Source organism: Paracoccus sp. SJTW-4, assembly GCF_047716885.1.
GTDB lineage: Bacteria > Pseudomonadota > Alphaproteobacteria > Rhodobacterales > Rhodobacteraceae > Paracoccus > Paracoccus solventivorans.
In genome coordinates this window covers 1,185,718-1,199,888 of sequence record NZ_CP136681.1, presented here as the reverse complement: position 1 = coordinate 1,199,888, position 14,171 = coordinate 1,185,718, and the positions used below count along the sequence as shown (strand labels likewise).

13 protein-coding genes are annotated in these 14,171 nt (G+C 69.3%); 9 read left to right on the top strand and 4 right to left on the bottom strand.

Going from position 1 to position 14,171, the window contains the following annotated elements:
• Position 1: 1 nt before the first annotated feature.
• The 3 genes from RSP45_RS05865 to RSP45_RS05855 form a co-directional block, all read right to left on the bottom strand.
• Positions 2 to 1,213, bottom strand: coding sequence for an acetyl-CoA C-acetyltransferase (locus RSP45_RS05865; RefSeq protein WP_415393594.1), 1,212 nt, complete (start codon positions 1,211 to 1,213; stop codon positions 2 to 4).
• 304 nt (positions 1,214 to 1,517) lie between these two features.
• On the bottom strand, positions 1,518 to 3,293 hold the full coding sequence (locus tag RSP45_RS05860; protein WP_415393593.1) for an acyl-CoA dehydrogenase C-terminal domain-containing protein: 1,776 nt from the start codon (positions 3,291 to 3,293) through the stop codon (positions 1,518 to 1,520).
• A gap of 240 nt (positions 3,294 to 3,533) precedes the next feature.
• On the bottom strand, positions 3,534 to 3,983 hold the full coding sequence (locus RSP45_RS05855) for a MerR family transcriptional regulator (protein ID WP_084731883.1): 450 nt from the start codon (positions 3,981 to 3,983) through the stop codon (positions 3,534 to 3,536).
• A gap of 147 nt (positions 3,984 to 4,130) precedes the next feature.
• Between RSP45_RS05855 and RSP45_RS05850 the strand changes: the two genes are divergently transcribed.
• The 3 genes from RSP45_RS05850 to RSP45_RS05840 are packed head-to-tail and all read left to right on the top strand — an operon-like array spanning position 4,131 to position 6,421.
• Positions 4,131 to 4,568, top strand: a complete 438-nt coding sequence (locus RSP45_RS05850) for a PaaI family thioesterase (protein WP_084731882.1) — start codon at positions 4,131 to 4,133, stop codon at positions 4,566 to 4,568.
• Between the two features lies 1 nt (position 4,569).
• Positions 4,570 to 5,073, top strand: a complete 504-nt coding sequence (locus tag RSP45_RS05845) for a PaaI family thioesterase (RefSeq protein ID WP_415393592.1) — start codon at positions 4,570 to 4,572, stop codon at positions 5,071 to 5,073.
• 13 nt (positions 5,074 to 5,086) lie between these two features.
• Positions 5,087 to 6,421 carry an MATE family efflux transporter gene (locus RSP45_RS05840; RefSeq protein WP_415393591.1) on the top strand — a complete coding sequence of 445 codons (1,335 nt, stop codon included), beginning with the start codon at positions 5,087 to 5,089 and terminating at the stop codon, positions 6,419 to 6,421.
• Positions 6,422 to 6,502: 81 nt separating this feature from the next.
• Here the strand turns inward: RSP45_RS05840 and RSP45_RS05835 are convergent, their stop codons facing one another.
• Positions 6,503 to 6,817 (bottom strand): DUF1476 domain-containing protein, encoded by a 315-nt coding sequence (locus RSP45_RS05835; protein ID WP_415393590.1) that lies wholly within the window; start codon positions 6,815 to 6,817, stop codon positions 6,503 to 6,505.
• Between the two features lie 210 nt (positions 6,818 to 7,027).
• Here RSP45_RS05835 and purC point away from each other — a divergent pair, with 210 nt between their 5' ends.
• The 6 genes from purC (at position 7,028) to fdhF (ending at position 14,032) form a co-directional block, all read left to right on the top strand.
• Positions 7,028 to 7,786: a phosphoribosylaminoimidazolesuccinocarboxamide synthase gene (gene purC / locus RSP45_RS05830; protein ID WP_073060149.1), complete on the top strand. Its 759-nt coding sequence runs from the start codon at positions 7,028 to 7,030 to the stop codon at positions 7,784 to 7,786.
• 23 nt (positions 7,787 to 7,809) lie between these two features.
• Positions 7,810 to 8,049 (top strand): phosphoribosylformylglycinamidine synthase subunit PurS, encoded by a 240-nt coding sequence (gene purS / locus RSP45_RS05825; RefSeq protein WP_073060146.1) that lies wholly within the window; start codon positions 7,810 to 7,812, stop codon positions 8,047 to 8,049.
• A 107-nt stretch (positions 8,050 to 8,156) separates the two neighbouring features.
• On the top strand, positions 8,157 to 9,023 hold the full coding sequence (locus RSP45_RS05820) for a LysR family transcriptional regulator (RefSeq protein ID WP_415393589.1): 867 nt from the start codon (positions 8,157 to 8,159) through the stop codon (positions 9,021 to 9,023).
• A gap of 103 nt (positions 9,024 to 9,126) precedes the next feature.
• On the top strand, positions 9,127 to 9,642 hold the full coding sequence (locus RSP45_RS05815; protein ID WP_415393588.1) for a formate dehydrogenase subunit gamma: 516 nt from the start codon (positions 9,127 to 9,129) through the stop codon (positions 9,640 to 9,642).
• Complete coding sequence (locus RSP45_RS05810) at positions 9,642 to 11,156, top strand: NADH-ubiquinone oxidoreductase-F iron-sulfur binding region domain-containing protein (protein ID WP_415393587.1); 1,515 nt, start codon at positions 9,642 to 9,644, stop codon at positions 11,154 to 11,156. The genes RSP45_RS05815 and RSP45_RS05810 overlap by 1 nt, the downstream gene beginning before the upstream one ends.
• The gene (fdhF, locus tag RSP45_RS05805) at positions 11,153 to 14,032 is read left to right on the top strand and encodes a formate dehydrogenase subunit alpha (protein WP_415393586.1); all 2,880 of its coding nucleotides are present in this window, start codon (positions 11,153 to 11,155) and stop codon (positions 14,030 to 14,032) included. Before RSP45_RS05810 ends, fdhF begins: the two co-directional genes overlap by 4 nt.
• Positions 14,033 to 14,171 lie beyond the last annotated feature (139 nt).

Genomic DNA, 14,171 nt, shown 5'->3' with positions numbered 1-14,171 from the left:
CTTACACCCTTTCGATGATCGTGGCCGCGCCCATGCCCGAGGCGACGCACAGTGTCGCCAGCCCGGTGCTCAGGTCGCGCCGTTCCAGTTCGTCCAGCAGCATGCCGATGATCATGGCGCCGGTGGCGCCCAGCGGGTGGCCCATGGCGATGGCGCCGCCGTTGACGTTGACGCGCTCGGGCGAGACGTCGAACGCCTGCATGAAGCGCAGCACGACCGAGGCAAAGGCCTCGTTCACCTCGAACAGGTCGATGTCGCCGATGGCCATGCCGGCGTCGCGCAGCACCTTTTCGGTCACCGGCACCGGGCCGGTCAGCATGATGGTCGGGTCGGTGCCGATCTTGGCGGTGGCGCGGATGCGGGCGCGGGGCTTCAGGCCCATCGCCTCGCCCCATTCGCGCGAACCCAGCAGCACTGCTGCCGCCCCATCCACGATCCCGGACGAGTTGCCGGCGTGGTGGATGTGCTCGATCCGGTCGAGATGCGGGTATTTCAGCATCGCCACCTTGTCGAAGCCGGGCATCACCTCGCCCATGTCCTTGAAGGCGGGCTTGAGCTTGGCCAGGTCGTCGACCGTGGTGCCGGGGCGCATGTGCTCGTCGCGGTCGAGGATCACCAGCCCGTTCTGGTCCAGCACCGGCACGATGGATTTCGCGAAACGCCCCTCGTCCCAGGCCTGCGCCGCACGGCGCTGGGATTCGACGGCCAGCGCGTCGGCCTGTTCGCGGGTAAAGCCGTATTCGGTGGCGATGATGTCGGCCGAGATCCCCTGCGGGACGAAATAGGTCTTCATCGCCAAGGCCGGGTCGACGGCGATGGCGGCGCCGTCCGAGCCCATGGCGACGCGGCTCATCATCTCGACCCCGCCGGCCAGATAGGCGCCGCCGGCGCCGGCCTTGACCTGGTTGGCGGCCAGGTTCACCGCCTCCATCCCGCTGGCGCAGAAGCGGTTGATCGACAGGCCCGGGATGCGCTCGTCCAGATCCGACATCAGCACGGCCGAGCGGGCGAGGCAGCCGCCCTGTTCCTTGACCTGGGTGACGTTGCCCCAGATCACGTCCTCGACCGCGTGGCCATCGAGCCCGTTGCGCTGCTTCATCGCGTTGAGCAGCCGCGCCGACAGCGCCAGCGAGGTGACTTCGTGCAGGCTGCCGTCGCGGCGGCCGCGGCCGCGCGGGGTGCGGGCGGCATCAAAGATATAGGCGTCGGTCATGGGTCCTCCGATGCGGTAACAATGCGGGGCATGGTGCAGGTGAACCGGGGGCTTCGCGCCCCCGGACCCCCGCGGGATATTTTCATGATGAAGAGGGGGCGGGTTAACCGATTTTCAACCATTCTGCGCCACTCTGGCCGGGCGGTACAGGCGGGGACGCCGATGACCGCTGATGGAGAAGGAAGCCCCGGCCCGCGCCATTGATGCCGATGGCCCGGCACGGGTCGGGGCCGCGTCCATCTTCATCATCCAAATATCCCCGCCGGAGGCTCCGGCGGTGCCGCCGGCGGGAAGGGTACTCATCTCAGAACTGCTCGGCCGACAGCGCCATCACCGGCGCCGCGCCCGAGCGGATGCGGGCAAGATGCGTCGCGGTGATCGGCAGCTGCCGCGCCATGTAATAGCGCCCGGTCGCCAGCTTGGTTTCGTAGAAGCCGCGATCCTCGGCGCCTGCGTCCAGCGCCGCCTGGGCGGCCGCCGCCATGCGGCCCCACATCAGCCCAAGCGCCACATGGCCGAACAGATGCATGAAGTCGTAGGATCCGGCGAGCGCGTCGTTGGGATTCTTCATCCCCCGTTCCATGAAGAACATCGCCGCCGCCTGCAGGTCCTTGGACGCCGCCTTGAGCGGCTCGAGGAAGTCGGCCTTCAGCGCCTCGTTGCCTTCGTTGTCGCGGATGAAGCCCTTGACCATCTCGAAAAACGCCATGACGTGCTTGCCGCCGTCCTGCGCCAGCTTGCGGCCCACCAGGTCCAGCGCCTGGATGCCGTTCGCGCCTTCGTAGATCATCGGGATGCGGGCGTCGCGGACGAACTGCGACATGCCGGTTTCCTCGATATAGCCGTGGCCGCCGAACACCTGCTGCGCCTGCACCGCGGATTCGAAGCCCTTGTCGGTCAGGAAGCCCTTGATGACCGGAGTCAGCAGCGACACCAGCCCCTCGGCCGCCGCGTCGCCCTGATGGCCGCGGTCGATCAGGTCGGCGCCCCAGAAGGTCAGCGCCCGCGCCCCTTCCAGGAAGGATTTCTGGTCCATCAGCGCCCGACGGATGTCGGGGTGGACGATGATCGGGTCAGCCGGACCAGCGGGGTTTTCCGCCCCGGTCACCGCGCGGCCCTGCAGCCGTTCGCGGGCATAGGCGACGGCGTTCTGATAGGCGCCCTCGGCCACGGCATAGCCTTGCAGCCCGACGCCCAGCCGCGCCTCGTTCATCATGGTGAACATGGCGCGCATGCCTTTGTGCAGGTCGCCCAGCAGCCAGCCGCGCGCCCCGTCGTAATCCATCACGCAGGTGGCGTTGCCGTGGATGCCCATCTTTTCTTCCAGCTTGCCGACGCTGACCGCGTTGCGCGCGCCGAGGCTGCCGTCCTCGTTCACCAGGAATTTGGGCACGATGAACAGGCTGATGCCTTTGGTGCCCTCGCCGCCGCCGGGGGCCTTGGCCAGCACCAGATGGATGACGTTGTCCGCCAGATCGTGGTCGCCGGCCGAGATGAAGATCTTCTGCCCGGTGATCAGATAGCTGCCGTCGTCCTGCGGCTCGGCCTTGGTGCGCAGCAGGCCCAGGTCGGTGCCGCAATGCGGCTCGGTCAGGTTCATGGTGCCGGTCCATTCGCAGCTGACCAGCTTCGGCAGATACATCGCCTTTTGCGCGTCGGTGCCATGGGCGTGGATCGCCGAATAGGCGCCGTGGGTCAGGCCCTGATACATGTTGAAGGCCATGTTGGCGCTGACGAACATCTCGCCCGCCGCCACGTTCAGCACATAGGGCATTCCCTGGCCGCCATAGTCCGGGTCGCAGTCGAGCCCGGTCCAGCCGCCCTCGCGCATGGCGTCAAAGGCGCGGTCGAAGCCGGCGGGGGTGCGGACGGTGCCGTTTTCCAGCACGCAGCCTTCGCGGTCGCCGGTGGCGTTCAGCGGTTCCAGCACTTCCGAGGCGAGCTGGCCGGCGGCGTCCAGCACCGCCTGGGTGAAGGATGCGTCCAGTTCCTCGCGGCCGGGCAGGCCGGAGTCGGAAATCCGCAGCAGGTCGTGCAGCAGGAACTGCATGTCGCGGATCGGGGCGGTATAGGCGGTCATGGATCCTCCTCGGCATTCGTCGGTGGCTGGCCGGGCGCGCCGGACCCAGCGGGTCGTCGCGGCGCCGTGCCCCCCGCGGCCGCCCTGCCGGTGCCGGGCCCGCCGCGGCGGGCGGTCGGGGCCAAGTCCTTGTCCGGCCTGGCGGCGCAGGTGGTTTCCGGCCGCTGTCCACCAATGGATACAGCCCCGCCGGCGTTCCGCCAGCAGGGACGCTGCGTCATCGCCGGGGATGCCGCTGGGTCAGTTCCCCGTGCCGTCCCGGCCGTCGCCGGGGGCGCTGTCGGGGGCGGGGTCCGCGCCGTTGCTGCCGGGCGGCAGCTTGGCCACCAGCGCCACGGTTTCGTCGCGCAGCTTGCGCAGGTCGGCGATGGCGGCGTCGATGTCGTCGCGCTGGGCGGCCAGCACGTCCAGCTGCTTGGTCGCGAACTCGATCCAGACCTCGTATTGGGCGCGGGTGCCGTTCTGCTGGTACATCAGCAGCCACTGGCGGATTTCCTCGAGGCTGAAGCCGAAGCGGCGGCCGCGCATGATCAGCTTCATCCGCGCGACCTCGCGCGGGCTGTACCAGCGGGCGCGGCCCTCGCGCAGGGGGCTCAGCAGCTCGATGTATTCGTAATAGCGCAAGGTCCGGGGGGTGACCCCGAATTGCTCGCACATCTGTTTGAAACTGATGTAGCTTTCGTCTCGCATCCTGCCTGTCCCGGCCACTTGGGAAACCCTAGCGCAGCCCCGCCGCGATCTCAACCGGGGCGCGTGCCGCGAGGGCAGGGTTGCGATGCGCGCCGGGCCGGGGCACTCACGGGGCAGGAAGGCGAAGGATCAGGGACAGGAACCGCGATGGAAATGCAGTCCGGCACCGATGCGCAAGACGCGGAAACGATCGTCCGCCGCTTCATGGAGGTGGTGCCCCATGCCGAAGCGCTGGGGATGGAGGTGGTCGAGGCCACCCCCGGCTGCGTCGAGGTGGCGATGCCCTGGGCGCCCGAGTTCGTCGGCGATCCGCGCACCGGGGTGCTGCATGGCGGCGTGATCTCGGCGCTGATGGACATGAGTTGCGGGCTGTCGGTGCTGTGCCACCCCTCGCGCCCGCCGGTGACCGCCACCATCGACCTGCGGATCGACTATCTGCGCTCGGCCGCGCCGGGGCAGCGGGTGCGGGCGCGGGCGGAATGTTTCCACGTCACCCGCTCGGTCGCCTTCGTGCGGGCGGTGGCGCGCGACGACGGCGACACGCCGGTCGCCACGGCGACGGGCACGTTCACGGTGGGGGTGTGACATGGGGCTGACGCGCGAATCGGTGATCGACGGGCTGCTGGCCAAGGTGCCGTATTTTGGCTGGCTGCGGGTGCAGGTGGACCGCCGCGGCGACGAGCTGACCACCGTGCTGCCCTTTGCCGGCCGGCTGATCGGCAACCCGGCGCTGCCGGCGCTGCACGGCGGCGTCACCGCGGCATTCCTCGAGACCGCGGCGGTGATGGAGCTGGTCTGGACCGCCATGGGCGACGAGGGCGGCGGCGTGCTGCCCGCCGACGGCCCCGAGATCGAGCTGGGCGAGGGTGAGGCCAGGGCCGCCGGGCCGATGCCGCGGCTGCCCAAGACCATCGATTTCACCATCGACTATCTGCGCTCGGGGCTGGCGCGGGACGCCTATGCCCGCGGCCGGGTGGTGCGGCTGGGGCGGCGCTATGCCAGCGTGCAGGTCGAGGCGTGGCAGGAAAACCGCTCGCGCCTGTTTGCGCAGGCGACGGGGCATTTCCTGATGCCGCAGCCCCGCGGCTAGCCGGGCTGCGGGCGTGACCACCCCCGATGCGCTGACCCATCGCCGGGTGCTGGCGATCGCGCTGCCGATCGTGCTGGCCAATGCCACCGTGCCGATCCTGGGCGCGGTGGATACCGGGGTGGTCGGGCGCCTGGGGCAGGCGGCACCCATCGGCGCGGTGGGGCTGGGGGCGGTGATCCTGACCTCGGTCTACTGGATCTTCGGGTTCCTGCGCATGGGCACCTCGGGGATGGTGGCGCAAAGCCACGGCGCCGGGGATGGCGCGGAAAGCGGCGCGCATCTGATCCGGGCGCTGGCGGTTGCGGGTGCGGCCGGGGCGGCGCTGATCGTGCTGCAATGGCCGCTGATGGCGCTGGCCTTCCGGCTGGCCCCGGCCTCGGCCGAGGTCGAAGCGCTGGCCCGCGCCTATGTCGCGATCCGCATCTGGGGGGCGCCGGCCACCATCGCCATGTATGCGCTGACCGGTTGGATGATCGCCACCGAAAGCACCCGCGCGGTGCTGGCGGTGCAGATGCTGGTCAATCTGGTCAATATCGGGCTGGACCTGCTGTTCGTGCTGGGCTTCGGCTGGGGCGTGCGCGGCGTCGCCGCCGCCACGCTGGCGGCCGAGCTGTCGGGGCTGGCGCTGGCGCTGTATCTGGCGGCCCCGGCACTGCGTGAGGGCGCGTGTGCCGTCGGGATCTGGGCGCGGGCGCAGCTGGGGCGGATGCTGCGGGTCAACAGCGACATCATGCTGCGCTCGGTGCTGCTGCAGGGGGCGATGACGGCATTCGTGTTCGTCGGCGCGGGCATGGGCGACGTGGCGCTGGCGGCCAATCAGGTGCTGCTGCAGTTCCTGGCGATCACCGCATTCGGCCTGGACGGGCTGGCCTTCGCCGCGGAATCGCTGGTCGGGCAGGCGGTGGGCGCGCGCCGCCCCGAACGGGTGCGCCGCGCCGCGGTGCTGACCTCGGGCTGGGGGCTGGCCGGGGCGCTCGCGCTGAGCCTCGTCTTTGCGCTGGCGGGCGGGCAGCTGGTGTCGTGGCTGACGACCTCGGCCGAGGTGCGGGCGGCGGCGGCGGTCTATCTGCCGTGGCTGGTGCTGGCGCCGCTGCTGGGCGTGGCCAGCTGGATGCTGGACGGCATCTTCATCGGCGCCACGCTGACGCGCGAAATGCGCCGCGCCATGCTGCCGGCGGTGGCGGCCTACGGGCTGGCGGTGCTGCTGCTGGTGCCGCGCTTCGGCAACCACGGGCTGTGGGCGGCGCTGATGGTGCTGTATCTCGGGCGGGCGCTGGCGATGGGCGCGTATTATCCCCGGGTCGAGCAGGCGGCCGCCCCCTCTGCCGCCGCTGTGGCGCCCGGCTGAACCTTCGGCCGCGACACGAAAAAAGCCCCCGGGAGCGGGGGCTTTCGTAACGATCCGGGACGGCCCCGGGCTCGGGTGGGCTCAGATTTCCTCGAGGATCTGGCGGCGGGCCTCGGCGCGGAACTCGGCCATCCGGGCGCGGATCGTGGCCTCGTCGGCCTTGCCGGCCAGATCGGCGCTGATCTTGCGGAACACGTCCTCTTCGCCGGGCTCGTCGAAATCGGACGAAACCACGGTCAGCGCATAGGTCCGCGCCTCGTCCCCGGTCTTGCCCAGCAGCCCGGCCGCCCATTCGCCCAGCAAGCGGTTGCGCCTGGCCTCGGCCTTGAACCGCAGCTCGGCGTCAAGGGCGAACTTGGATTCATGGGCGCGCTCGCGGTCGTCGAAAGTGCTCATCAAAGCCTCCGATTGATGTCGTTTTCGATATTGCAGTCCGGGGACACCCCCCGCAAGCCCCGTTTCCCGCCCGGCGGTTCTGCCGCAGGGGGCGGCCCGCAGCCGCCCGCACATCTTCGCGCAGGCCGCCGGCCCGTATTGCCCCTGAGCCCCGAACGGGGCTATGGGTGCGGGGACAATCCGAACCCGCCCAAGGAAAGGCGCGCGATCATGGCCCCCAGACGCAAGAAGATCTACGAAGGCAAGGCCAAGATCCTTTACGAAGGCACCGAGCCGGGCACCCTGATCCAGTATTTCAAGGACGACGCGACCGCGTTCAACGCCCAGAAAAAGGCGGTGATCGAGGGCAAGGGGGTGCTGAACAACCGCCTGTCGGAATATTTCATGCAGGGTTTGGGCAATATCGGCGTGCCCACCCATTTCATCCGCCGCATCAACATGCGCGAGCAGCTGATCCGCCAGGTCGAGATCATCCCGCTGGAAGTGATCGTGCGCAACTTTGCCGCGGGCAGCATCGCCAAGCGGCTGGGCATGGAAGAGGGCACCCAGCTGCCCCGGCCGATCGTCGAATACAGCTTCAAGAACGACGAGCTCGGCGATCCGATGGTGTCCGAGGAATATGTGATCGCCTTTGGCTGGGCCAGCCAGCAGGATCTGGACGACATCGTGTCGCTCGCGCTGCGGGTGAACGACTTCCTGTCGGGGGTGTTCTACGGCGTCGGCATCAAGCTGATCGACTTCAAGATCGAGATCGGCCGGATCTGGGACGGCGAGTTCATGCGGCTGGTCGTCGCCGATGAAATCAGCCCCGACAGCTGCCGGCTGTGGGACATCAAGACCGGGCAGAAGCTGGACAAGGACGTGTTCCGCCGCGACCTGGGCAATCTGACCGACGCCTATTCCGAGGTCGCGCGCCGTCTGGGCGTGCTGCCCGCCGCCGTGCCCGTGAAACCCACGCTCATCAACTGAACCACCAGAAGGACGCGCCCCGAATGAAAGCCCGCGTGACGATCATGCTGAAGAACGGCGTCCTGGACCCGCAGGGCGAGGCGATCCGCCATGCGCTGGGCACGCTGGGGTTCCAGGGTGTCGAGGGCGTGCGCCAGGGCAAGGTGATCGAGCTGGACCTGGCCGCCACCGACGCGGCAGCGGCCGAGGCCGAGGTCGGGCGCATGTGCGAGCAGCTGCTGGCCAACACCGTCATCGAAAGCTGGCGCGTCGAGATTCTGTGAGCGCGCGCTAGCGGCGGTCCCGCCGGCGCCGCCGCACCGGGGGTTTCATACCCCCGGACCCCCGTGGGATATTTGGGACCGCCCGAAACTGCGCAAGGTGCCCCACGATGATCGAGCGGCTGCAGATGTTCATGGTGCTGGCGCGCGAACAGCATTTCGGCCGCGCGGCCGAGGCGCTGGGGATCACCCAGCCCTCGCTGTCCTCGGCGCTGCGCACGCTTGAGGAGCATCTGGGCGTGCAGCTGGTGCGGCGGGGGTCACGGTTTCACGGGCTGACGCCCGAGGGCGAGCGGGTGCTGGAATGGGCGCGGCGCATCGTCGGCGACGTGCGCACCATGCAGGCCGAGCTGCGCGCTACCCGCAGCGGGGTGTCGGGGCGGCTGCGGCTGGGGGTGATCCCGACCGCGATGCCCCGCATCGCCGAGCTGACGGCGCCGTTCCTGGCCCGCCACCCGGCGGCCGAGATCACCATCCTGTCGCGCTCGTCCGACGAGATCCGCGACCAGATCGCCGCGTTGGAGCTGGACGCCGGCGTCACCTATCTGGACGGCGAATCGCTGGGGCGGCTGCGCACGGTGCCGCTGTTCGTGGAAACCCTGTGCCTGGTCGACCGCAGTTCGCAATCCGGGCCGGTGTCCTGGGCCGAGGCGGCGACGCGGCCCCTGTGCCTGCTGACCCCGGACATGCAGAACCGCCGCATCGTCTCGGCCCGGCTGGCGCAGGCGGATGCGCTGGTCACGCCCAAGGTGGAATCCAATTCCATGCTGGCGATCCTGTCCCATGTCGCCACCGGCGGCTGGGCGGCGATCCTGCCGCAGGCGCTGGCCGACGGGCTGCCGCTGCCCTCGGGCGTCAGGGCGCGGCCGCTGACCGGGGGCGAACACATGGTCGGGCTGGCGCTGGCCAGCCGCGAGCCGTTGCCGCCGGTGCTGGAAGCGCTGGTCCAGATCGCCGAGCAGCTGCGGGCGCGATAGGCGCTGCCTATCGCAACACGGGTCTTCAAGATTGATCTGCCTATCACGGCGGGCGTAACCTTGCGGTCGCCCGCCGTCCGAGCCAGCCGACTTGAGGAGCCTTATGCAGCCGACCTCCAACATCAACCGCCCGCCGAACACGCCGCCGATTGCCGCGCTGACAGGCGAGCCCCTCGAACGGTTGCAGGCGATCATCACCCGCCATCTGGGCGACGAAGGCCCGCTGCTGCCGATCCTGCATGACGTGCAGGCCGAATGGGGCATGATCCCCGAGGCCGCGCAGCCGGTGATCGCCGAGGCGCTGGGGATGAGCCGGGCCGAGATCCACGGCGTGGTCAGCTTTTACCACGATTTCCGGCAGAAGCCCGCCGGCCGCCATGTGCTGCGGCTGTGCCGGGCCGAGGCCTGCCAGTCGGTCGGTGCCGATGCGCTGGCGGAACAGGTCCGGGCCGCGCTGGGGCTCGACTGGCACGAGACAACCCCGGACGGGCGGCTGACGCTGGAGCCGGTGTTCTGCCTTGGCCTTTGCGCCTGTGGCCCCTCGGCGCAGCTGGATGACCGGCTGGTCGGACGCGCCACCACCGACAAGCTGGTGGCGCTGGCCGGGGGGGTGCGCTGATGCGGATCTGGGTTCCCGTTGATGCCGCCGCCCGCGCGCTGGGCGCGGACGAGGTGGCGGCCGCCGTGCGCGCCTGCGGCCAGCAGCCGATCCGCAACGGCTCGCGCGGCATGGTCTGGCTTGAGCCGCTGCTGGAAATCGAGATCGACGGCATCCGCCACGGCTTCGGCCCTGTCGAACCCGACGAGGTGGCGGCGATCCTGGCCGACCCGCAGGGCCACGCCAAGGCGCTGGGGCCGGTCGAGGAACTGCCGTGGATGCGCGCGCAGACCCGGCTGACCTTCGCCCGCGTCGGCGTGACCGACCCGCTGTCGCTGGAAGATTACAAGGCGCATGGCGGGCTCGAGGGGCTGAAAGCCGCCATTGCCGCCCCCGCGCGCATCATCCCCGAGGTCACCGATTCCGGCCTGCGCGGCCGCGGCGGCGCCGGGTTCCCCACCGGGATCAAATGGGCCACCGTCGCCAAGGCGGAGGCCGCGCAGAAATACATCGTCTGCAACGCCGACGAGGGCGACAGCGGCACCTTCGCCGACCGGATGCTGATGGAGGGCGACCCCTTCACCCTGATCGAGGGCATGGCGATTTCCGGCATCGCCGTCGGGGCCACCCGCGGCTATGTCTATATCCGCAGCGAATACCCCGACGCGATCCGCGCCATGCGCGCCGCCATCGACATCGCCCGCGTCGCCGGGGTGCTGGGCGCATCCGTGCTGGGCTCGGACCACCGCTTCGACATGGAGGTCCGCGTCGGCGCCGGCGCCTATGTCTGCGGCGAGGAAACCAGCCTGCTCAACAGCCTCGAGGGCAAGCGCGGCGTGGTCCGCGCCAAGCCGCCGATCCCGGCGCTGCAGGGGCTGTTCGGCCAGCCGACGGTGGTGAACAACGTGATCTCGCTGGCCACGGTGCCGTGGATCATGGCCAACGGCGGGGCGGCCTATGCGGCGCATGGCATCGGGCGCTCGCGCGGGACCATGCCGCTGCAGATTGCGGGCAACGTGAAATACGGCGGGCTGTGCGAGATCGCATTCGGCCGCTCGCTGGGCGAGATTGTCGAGCAGATCGGCGGCGGCACCGCCAGCGGCCGACCCGTCAAGGCGGTGCAGGTCGGCGGCCCGCTGGGCGCCTATTTCCCGCCGGCGCTGTTCGACACCCCCTTCGGCTACGAAGAGTTCGCCGGCAAGGACGGGCTGGTCGGCCATGCCGGTATCGTGGTCTTTGACGACACCGCCGACATGATGGCGCTGGCCCGCTTCGCGATGGAGTTCTGCGCCGTCGAATCCTGCGGCAAATGCACGCCCTGTCGCGTGGGTTCGGTCCGGGGCGTCGAGACCATCGACCGCATCGCCGCGGGCGACCCGGCGGCGATGCCGCTGCTGGCCGATCTGTGCAACACCATGAAATGGGGCAGCCTGTGCGCGCTGGGGGGCTTCGTGCCCTATCCGGTGATGTCGGCGCTGACGCATTTCCCTGACGATTTCACCGGCCGCGCGCGTCGGGTGGAGGCTGCGGAATGAAGGATTTCATCATCCCCGACCTGCGGGACCTGGGCACCCCTGCGGTGCGTTCGGATGTGACGGTCACGCTGAGCGTGGACGGCATCCCGGTCAGCGTGCCTGCGGGCACCAGCGTGATGCGGGCGGCGGCGCTGGCCGGCGTCACCGTGCCCAAGCTTTGCGCCACCGACAGCCTTGAGGCCTTCGGGTCGTGCCGGCTGTGCGTCGTCGCCATCGAGGGGATGCGCGGCACGCCCGCATCCTGCACCACCCCGGTGGCCGAGGGCATGGTCGTCCACACCCAGACCGACGAGATCGCCCGCATCCGCCGCGGGGTGATGGAGCTTTACCTGAGCGACCACCCGCAGGACCTGCTGGGCAGCCCGATCACCGGCAACTCGGAAATGCAGGACATGATCGGGGCGGTGGGCCTGCGCGAAATGCGCTATGCCCCCGGCAAGAACCACGTGCAGCCGTGGAATGACGGCACACCGAACCCGGAATACCGGGCGCCGGACGACTCGAACCCCTATTTCACCTTCGATCCCTCGCTGTGCATCGTCTGTTCGCGCTGCGTGCGCGCCTGCGAAGAGGTGCAGGGCACCTTCGCCCTGACCATCGAGGGCCGCGGCTTCGACAGCCGGGTCAGCGCCGGGATGGCGTCGGACGATTTCCTGTCGTCGGATTGCGTCAGCTGCGGCGCCTGCGTGCAGGTCTGCCCGACCGGATCGCTGGTCGAAAACTCGGTGATCCAGATCGGCACCCCCGACCGCATCGTGAAAACCACCTGCGCCTATTGCGGGGTGGGGTGCAGTTTCGACGCGCATATGCGCGGGGAAACCGTGGTCAAGATGGTGCCCAGCAAGGACGGCAAGGCCAACCACGGCCACAGCTGCGTCAAGGGCCGCTTTGCCTGGGGCTATGCCACCCATGCCGAACGCATCCTGCACCCGATGGTACGCGAGCATCATACCGACCCCTGGCGCGAGGTGTCCTGGGACGAGGCGCTGGATTTCGCCGCCGAGCGGCTGCGGCGCGCGCAGGCTGAACATGGGCGCGATTCGATCGGGGTCATCACCTCGTCGCGCTGCACCAACGAGGAAACCTATCTGGTCCAGAAGCTGGCCCGGGCGGTGTTTGGCAACAACAACACCGACACCTGCGCCCGGGTCTGCCACTCGCCCACCGGCTATGGGCTGAAGACCACCTTCGGCACCTCGGCCGGCACCCACGACTTCGATTCGGTCGAGGATACCGACCTGGCGCTGGTGATCGGGGCGAACCCGACCGACGCGCATCCGGTGTTCGGCTCGCGGCTGCGCAGGCGGCTGCGACAGGGGGCGGGGCTGATCGTGATCGACCCGCGCCGCATCGACCTGCTGGACACGGTGCATGGGGGCGAGGGGCTGCACCTGTCCCTGATGCCCGGCACCAACGTCGCGGTGCTGACCGCGATGGCGCATGTGATCGTGGCCGAGGGGTTGCAGGACGACGCCTTCATCCGCGAGCGCTGCGACTGGGACGAGTTCCTGGCCTATCGCGAGTTCCTGCTGGACCCCCGCCACGCGCCGGAATCGGTGCAGGCGCAAAGCCGCGTTCCCGCCGAGCTGATCCGGCAGGCGGCGCGCGCCTATGCGGCCGCCCCCCGCGCCAGCATCTATTACGGGCTGGGGGTGACCGAACATTCGCAGGGCTCGACCACGGTGATGGCGATTGCCAACCTGGCGATGCTGACCGGCAATATCGGCAAGCCCGGCACCGGGGTGAACCCGCTGCGCGGCCAGAACAACGTGCAGGGCTCGTGCGACATGGGCTCGTTCCCGCATGAATACCCCGGCTACCGCCATGTCTCGGACCCCGAGACAAGGGCGATCTACGAACGCGTCTGGGGGGTGGAGCTGTCCGAGGAACCGGGGCTGCGCATCAACAACATGTTCGACGAGGCGACCGCCGGCCGCTTCAAGGGCCTGTATTGCCAGGGCGAGGATGTGCTGCAATCCGACCCCAACACCAGCCATGTGCAGCAGGCGCTGGCCAGCCTCGACATCCTGATCGTTCACGACATCTTCCTGAACGAGACGGCGAATTATGCGCATGTGTTCCTGCCCGGTTCGACCTTCCTGGAAAAGAACGGCACCTTCACCAATGCCGAACGCCGCATCAACATGGTCCGCCGCGCCATGGCGCCGCGCAACGGCTATGAGGATTGGGAAATCACCCAGATGCTGGCCAACCGGCTGGGCGGCGGCTGGGATTATGCCCACCCCTCGGACATCATGGACGAGATCGCGCTGACCACCCCCAGCTTTGCCGGGGTCAGCTTCGACCTGCTGGACCGCGAAGGCTCGGTGCAGTGGCCCTGCAACGCGGCGGCGCCGCTGGGCACGCCGGTGATGCATATCGACGGCTTCGTGCGCGGTAAGGGCCGTTTCATCAACACCGAATATGTCGCGACCGATGAACGCAGCGGCCCGCGCTTTCCGCTGCTGCTGACCACCGGGCGCACGCTGACCCAGTACAACGTCGGTGCGCAGACGCGGCGGACCGACAACACCGTCTGGCACCCCGAGGATGTGCTCGAGATCCACCCCCACGACGCCGAGAACCGCGGCATCCGCCAGGGCGATCTGGTGCGGCTGGCCAGCCGTGCCGGGGAAACCACCCTTCGCGCCGAGGTGACGGAACGGGTGGCGCCGGGGGTGGTGTTCACCACCTTCCACCACCCCGGCACCCAGGCCAATGTGGTGACCACCGACAGTTCCGACTGGGCCACCAACTGCCCCGAGTTCAAGGTGACGGCGGTGCAGGTCAGCCCCTCGAACGGGCCGAGCGAGTGGCAGGAAAGCTATGCCCGCCACGCCGAGCTGTCGCGGCGCATCCTGCCGGCGGCGGAATGACCGGCGCAGGCGCAACCGCGCGCCGCGACGCCGTGAAAGACAACGATCCGTCCCCTTTCGGGGGCGGCAGGGCTTCGGATGCGTTCCCGCTGGGTGAGGCAACGCCGTCCCCGGACGGCAGGGCGGGTGCAACCGAAGG

Bases quoted from the DNA above. Each gene is read 5' to 3' on its own strand.
- purS (WP_073060146.1), top strand. From the start codon at position 7,810: ATGAAAGCCCGCGTGACGATCATGCTGAAGAACGGCGTCCTGGACCCG.
- fdhF (WP_415393586.1), top strand. From the start codon at position 11,153: ATGAAGGATTTCATCATCCCCGACCTGCGGGACCTGGGCACCCCTGCG.
- RSP45_RS05850 (WP_084731882.1), top strand. From the start codon at position 4,131: ATGGAAATGCAGTCCGGCACCGATGCGCAAGACGCGGAAACGATCGTC.
- RSP45_RS05845 (WP_415393592.1), top strand. From the start codon at position 4,570: ATGGGGCTGACGCGCGAATCGGTGATCGACGGGCTGCTGGCCAAGGTG.
- RSP45_RS05865 (WP_415393594.1), bottom strand. From the start codon at position 1,213: ATGACCGACGCCTATATCTTTGATGCCGCCCGCACCCCGCGCGGCCGC.
- RSP45_RS05835 (WP_415393590.1), bottom strand. From the start codon at position 6,817: ATGAGCACTTTCGACGACCGCGAGCGCGCCCATGAATCCAAGTTCGCC.
- RSP45_RS05810 (WP_415393587.1), top strand. From the start codon at position 9,642: ATGCGGATCTGGGTTCCCGTTGATGCCGCCGCCCGCGCGCTGGGCGCG.
- RSP45_RS05855 (WP_084731883.1), bottom strand. From the start codon at position 3,983: ATGCGAGACGAAAGCTACATCAGTTTCAAACAGATGTGCGAGCAATTC.
- RSP45_RS05820 (WP_415393589.1), top strand. From the start codon at position 8,157: ATGATCGAGCGGCTGCAGATGTTCATGGTGCTGGCGCGCGAACAGCAT.
- purC (WP_073060149.1), top strand. From the start codon at position 7,028: ATGGCCCCCAGACGCAAGAAGATCTACGAAGGCAAGGCCAAGATCCTT.
- RSP45_RS05860 (WP_415393593.1), bottom strand. From the start codon at position 3,293: ATGACCGCCTATACCGCCCCGATCCGCGACATGCAGTTCCTGCTGCAC.
- RSP45_RS05815 (WP_415393588.1), top strand. From the start codon at position 9,127: ATGCAGCCGACCTCCAACATCAACCGCCCGCCGAACACGCCGCCGATT.